At 61.9% G+C, this 5,588-nt stretch carries 4 protein-coding genes and 1 pseudogene; 3 read left to right on the forward strand and 2 right to left on the reverse strand.

The genetic code is table 11. From position 1 onward, the window contains the following. Positions 1 to 156 precede the first annotated feature (156 nt). Positions 157 to 753, forward strand: coding sequence for a DUF6436 domain-containing protein (locus tag PMI28_RS25100; protein WP_007982577.1), 597 nt, complete (start codon positions 157 to 159; stop codon positions 751 to 753). Positions 754 to 840: 87 nt separating this feature from the next. Then, positions 841 to 3,240, forward strand: coding sequence for a penicillin acylase family protein (locus tag PMI28_RS25095; protein ID WP_007982579.1), 2,400 nt, complete (start codon positions 841 to 843; stop codon positions 3,238 to 3,240). Between the two features lie 120 nt (positions 3,241 to 3,360). On the opposite strand, the gene PMI28_RS25090 is transcribed toward PMI28_RS25095, so the two are convergent. Further along, positions 3,361 to 4,326, reverse strand: coding sequence for a GlxA family transcriptional regulator (locus PMI28_RS25090; protein ID WP_007982581.1), 966 nt, complete (start codon positions 4,324 to 4,326; stop codon positions 3,361 to 3,363). A gap of 336 nt (positions 4,327 to 4,662) precedes the next feature. Here PMI28_RS25090 and PMI28_RS25085 point away from each other — a divergent pair, with 336 nt between their 5' ends. Then, positions 4,663 to 5,304, forward strand: coding sequence for an HD domain-containing protein (locus PMI28_RS25085; protein WP_007982583.1), 642 nt, complete (start codon positions 4,663 to 4,665; stop codon positions 5,302 to 5,304). Positions 5,305 to 5,444: 140 nt separating this feature from the next. On the opposite strand, the pseudogene PMI28_RS30470 reads toward PMI28_RS25085, so the two are convergent. Next, positions 5,445 to 5,588: pseudogene (locus PMI28_RS30470) on the reverse strand (putrescine ABC transporter permease PotI); the annotation flags it as partial.

Below are 5,588 nucleotides of genomic sequence, written 5' to 3' on the forward strand. Positions count from 1 at the left end.
CCCGGCCGCCAGTGGCAGCAAGCTTGCGCGTAGAAGATTGGGGTCGAAAGTAGCCGGCATGGACGATTCCAGAACGTGAAACGGACTTTATAAGCCTGCGATATTCATCTGTCGCCGCAAGCATGGCAAGCTAGCCGACCTTCGAGGATTGAACCGATGCGCCCGCCCTTACGCACCACTCTGTATGCCAGCCTGTTCGCCGTGGTGTGTGCCGGCGTATTGTGGGCGGCCTACGACTGGTTTCAAGGGCGTTACCTGCGGGCGTTCAGCGAGCACACGGCGATGTTTTCGGGGGATCCGCTGCGCCTCCCCGAATCCCTTGCCGGCCCCGGGGCCATCCGCCTGGTGCATTTCTGGGACCCGGCCTGCCCGTGCAATGTCGGCAATCAACAACACCTGAGCGAACTGGTCGAGCGCTATGCACCCCACGGCGTGGAGTTCTATGCCGTGCAAAAACCCGGCAGCCACGGCCAGTTGCCGGGCACTTTGAGCAGCCTCAAATCCATCGACATCCTGCCCGGCTCCGAACAGGTGCCCGCCAGCCCGGCCGTGGCAATCTGGGACCGCAGCGGCAAACTGGCGTACTTCGGCCCGTACAGCGAAGGCCTGACCTGCAATTCCAGCAACAGTTTTATCGAACCGATCCTGCAAGCGCTCGATGAAGGCCGTGCGGTGAGTGCCACGCACACACTGGCCGTGGGTTGTTACTGCCCATGGCCTGTCGATCCAGCGAAGCAGGGAAAGACGCGGTAATACGAATCCCTCCTACGGGCGATGCGCCAAGCCGGCGCGTCGTGTTACACAGTGGCACCAGGACTCACAATAACAACAAGGACTCTTATGAAACGCAGCCTGACCGCTCTCGCTCTGTTGATCGTCGTGCTGGCCGTCGGGGCCGGCGGGTACCTTTACAGCAAGCAGCCGTCACGCCAGGGCATGGTGGAACTGCAACACCAGCAAGGCTCCGTCACCGTGCGTTACGACGAGCGCGGCATCCCGCACATCCGCGCCGACAACGAAACCGACCTGTACCGCGCCCTCGGCTATGTGCATGCCCAGGACCGCCTGTTCCAGATGGAAGTCCTGCGTCGCCTGGCCCGTGGCGAACTGGCTGAAGTGCTCGGGCCGAAACTACTCGACACCGACAAACTGATGCGCAGCCTGCGCATTCGTGAACGCGCCGAAACCTACTTCGCAAATCTCGACAAACAGTCGGCTTCCTTCATTGCCATGCAAGCCTATCTGGATGGCATCAACCAGTATCAGGACAGCCACGCAAAACCCGTGGAGTTCGACGTGCTGGGCATCCCCAAACGCCCGTTCACGGCCCAGGACACCATCAGCATCGCCGGTTACATGGCCTACAGTTTTGCCGCGGCATTTCGTACCGAACCTTTGCTGACATTCGTGCGCGATCAACTGGGGCCCGAATACCTGAACATCTTCGACCTCGACTGGCAGCCTAAAGGCGTGCTCAACGGGACCGCACCCACCCTGGCCAGCGTCGACTGGAAAGACCTCAATGCGCTCGCCCGCCTGAGCGAACAAGCCTTGGCTGACAATGGCCTGCCACAGTTCGAGGGCAGCAACGCCTGGGTCGTCGCGGGCAGCCGCACCCAAAGCGGCAAACCGCTGCTGGCGGGTGATCCGCATATCCGTTTTTCCGCGCCGTCGGTGTGGTACGAAGCGCAGCTCTCGGCGCCGGGCTTTGAACTCTACGGCCACTATCAGGCCTTGATGCCGTTCGCCTCCCTGGGCATGAATCGCGACTTCGGCTGGAGCATCACCATGTTCCAGAACGACGACCTCGACCTGATCGCCGAGAAGGTCAACCCGGACAACCCCAATCAGGTCTGGTATCGCGGAAAGTGGGTGGACATGGTCACCAGCGAACAGAAGATTGCGGTCAAGGGTCAGGAACCAGTGACGCTGGTGCTGCGTCAATCGCCCCATGGTCCGATCGTCAACGATGCCTTGAGCAACAGTGTCGGCAAAACGCCGATTGCCATGTGGTGGGCATTTCTCGAAAGCCAGAATCCGATCCTCGAGGGCTTCTACCAGCTCAATCGCGCCGACACCCTGGCCAAGGCCCGTGGGGCCGCGGCAAAAATCCAGGCTCCGGGCCTGAACGTGGTCTGGGCCAATGCCAAGGGTGACATCGGCTGGTGGGCCGCAGCGCAATTGCCCAAGCGCCCGGCGGGTGTACGCCCGTGGTTTATTCTCGACGGCAGCACTGCCGAGGCGGACAAGGACGGCTTCTACCCGTTCAGCGCCAACCCCCAGGAAGAAAACCCGGCGCGGGGCTACATCGTCTCGGCCAACTTCCAGCCGGTGTCGCCGACCGGGATGGAGATTCCCGGCTACTACAACCTTGCCGATCGTGGTCAGCAGCTCAATCGCCAACTCAGCGACAAAGCCGTCAAATGGGACCTGGAAAACAGCCAGAAGCTGCAACTGGGCACCACCACCGCCTACGGCCCGCGTCTGTTGGCGCCGCTGTTGCCGGTGTTGCGCGAAGTGGTGAGCGATCCCGCCGAACTCAAGCTCGTTGAGCAACTGGCCCAGTGGAAAGGCGATTACCCGCTCGATTCGACCAACGCCACGGTGTTCAACCAGTTCCTGTTCAACCTGGCTGACGCGACGATGCACGATGAGCTGGGTAACGACTTCTTCGAGACGCTGCTCTCGACCCGGGTGATCGACGCCGCGCTACCTCGCCTGGCCGCCAGTGCCGATTCGCCGTGGTGGGACAACCGCGACACCCTCGGCAAGGAAACCCGTGCCGATACGGTCAAGGCTGCGTGGCAGGCCAGCATCGCGCACCTCAAGACCACCCTCGGCGCAGACTTCACACAATGGCAGTGGGGCAGGGCGCACACATTGACCCATGGTCATCCGCTGGGGCAGCAGAAGCCACTGGACCTGGTCTTCAATGTCGGCCCCTTCGCCGCACCGGGCAGCCATGAAGTGCCGAACAACCTCTCGGCGAAAATCGGACCGGCACCATGGCCTGTCACCTACGGCCCCTCGACCCGCCGCCTGATCGACTTCGCCGACCCGGCCCACAGCCTCACCGTCAACCCGGTTGGCCAGAGCGGTGTACTGTTCGACAGCCATTATGATGATCAGGCCGAGGCCTACATCGAGGGGATGTATTTCCAGGCGCATCTGAATGATGAAGAAGTCACGGCCAATACCCGCAGTACCTTGAAGCTGTTGCCGGCGCGGGCTGCACCATAGATTTTTGCTGACTGGACCGGCCCCTTCGCGAGCAAGCCCGCTCCCACAGTTGAGATGCGTTCCCCCTGTGGGAGCGGGCTTGCTCGCGAAAAGGCCCTCACAGGCAACAAAGATGTCAGTTCAAACCATCGCCGCAAAATTCAACCTGAACTGCTGCGGCGTCACCCCCAGCCGTCGATTGAACACGCTGCGCATGTGCTGGGCATCACGAAAACCGCACTGATAGGCCACCGTCTTGAGCGGTGCCCGCGTGCTTTCGAGCATCACCCGCGCCGCATCGACCCGCGCCCGCTCGACGAACTCGGCCGGGGTGATTTTCGCTTCCCTGGCAAACACCCGGGAAAAATTGCGCGCGCTCATGTTCGCAGCATTGGCCAGGTCGGCAATGGTCAGGTCGCCCGTCAGGTTGGCCAGCACGTAATGCTGGACCATTGCCACCGCCGAGTCCGGTTCGGCATGGGGCGTGAGGAACGGGCTGAACTGCGACTGCCCGCCCGAACGCTGGGTGAACACCACCAGTCGCTTGGCGACGTTCAGTGCCACTTCCGGCCCGTGATCCCGGCCCAGCAGATACAGGGACAGATCAATCCCCGCCGTGACGCCCGCAGAGGTGAACAACTCCCTGTCCTCCACGTAAAGGCGATCCGCTTCAACCTGAGTCGACGGGCACAATGTCGCCAGCGCTGACGCATCACTCCAGTGGGTAGTGACCGTACGCGCCTCCAGCAATCCGGCCCGGGCGAGCATGAAGGCGCCGTTGCAGATCGAGCCAAACCGTTGCGCCCGCCCGCAGGCTTCGCGTAGCCAGGTGTCGAATGCCGCGCCGAAACTCATGAACGGCAACTGCGGCCCACCCGCTACCAATAACAAGTCGTACCCCTCCAGCGCTTCGCTGAAATGCCGATGGGCATTGAGTGCCAAACCGTTGGAGCACGCCATTATCCCGTGCTCGACGCCAATCACCTCCAGGCGATAGTGATCTGCCGGGGCAAGAAAGCGGTTGGCCTCGGAAAACACATCCATGGGGCCGGTGACGTCCAGCGACTGGACGCCGGCGAACACCACGATGGCTACGGTTTTACTCATGATCTAAAAACGCCCTCAATGAATCAGGATTGACGCGTACCTGTGGCGAGGGGGCTTGCCCCCGTCCGGCTGCGCAGCAGTCGTAAACCGTTTGAACGCGGTTTACCTGAATGAGCATTGGGGCCGCTTCGCGACCCAACGGGGGCAAGCCCCCTCGCCACAGTAAACTCACCAACTGCGCTCAACCCTAGCCAATCCCCGCCCAACAAGCGAGGTTGGCGCGATATGCACGCTCATTGGCCGGGATCGCAGCCATGGATTGATTGTCCGGTTCCGGGGGCCGGAACAGACTGAAACCCTCAGCGCCGCCAAGGCGTTCACGACGAGGAAAACTCCATGAGCACCACCATCGCCGGCATCAAAATCCCCGACAGCGCGTTGACCAGGGCCACCACCGAATACATCCGCGACATCGAATCGGACCTGCTCTATCACCACTCGCGCCGGGTCTTCCTGTTCGGCGCACTGAGTGGTGAGCGTAAGCAACTGGCCTACAACCCGGAGTTGCTGTACGTCGGGGCAATGTTCCACGACCTGGGCCTGGTGGAAGGTCATCGCAGTGACCACGAGCGCTTCGAAGTCGATGGGGCCAACGCGGCCGCAGCGTTTCTCAAGCCTTACGGCTTGAGCGATGACGATATCGAACAGGTCTGGTTATCGATTGCGCTGCACACCACGCCGGGCGTGCCCCGGCACTTGCGGCCCACCGTGGCACTGGTCACGGCGGGTGTCGAGATGGACGTGCTGGGCATGGACTACGCGGCGTTCACCACCGCGCAGCGCGAAGCGGTGGTGCATGCGCATCCACGAGGCGAGGGATTCAAGGAGTGCATCATCTGCGCGTTTGCCGACGGCCTGCGCCATCGTCCGCAGACCACGTTCGGCAATGTGAAGACTGATGTGCTGGTGGATCAGGAGCCGGGGTTCAAACCGATGAACTTCGTCGAGGTCATCCGCCAATCCCCTTGGGTTGCCTGAAAAACCTGTGGGAGCGGGCTTGCTCGCGAAAGCGGTGTGTCAGGCGACTACGATGTCGACTGATATTCCCCCTTCGCGAGCAAGCCCGCTCCCACATTGGCTTTGGGTTGACCACCCAAAAGCGGTCAACCCGGCATTGCTCAAGCCGCTTCCGGTGCCTGCGCGCGACGCACGTCCGGTTGCTTCCACGAATCGGCTGCCGCTTCTTCGATCGCTTGCTGGATCGCACGCTTGCGGCTTTCTTCGGCGCGACGGCTGAAGAACCAGACCATGAAGGTCACGAT

It is taken from the genome of Pseudomonas sp. GM48 (assembly GCF_000282335.1).
In the GTDB taxonomy this organism is placed as follows: Bacteria; Pseudomonadota; Gammaproteobacteria; order Pseudomonadales; family Pseudomonadaceae; genus Aquipseudomonas.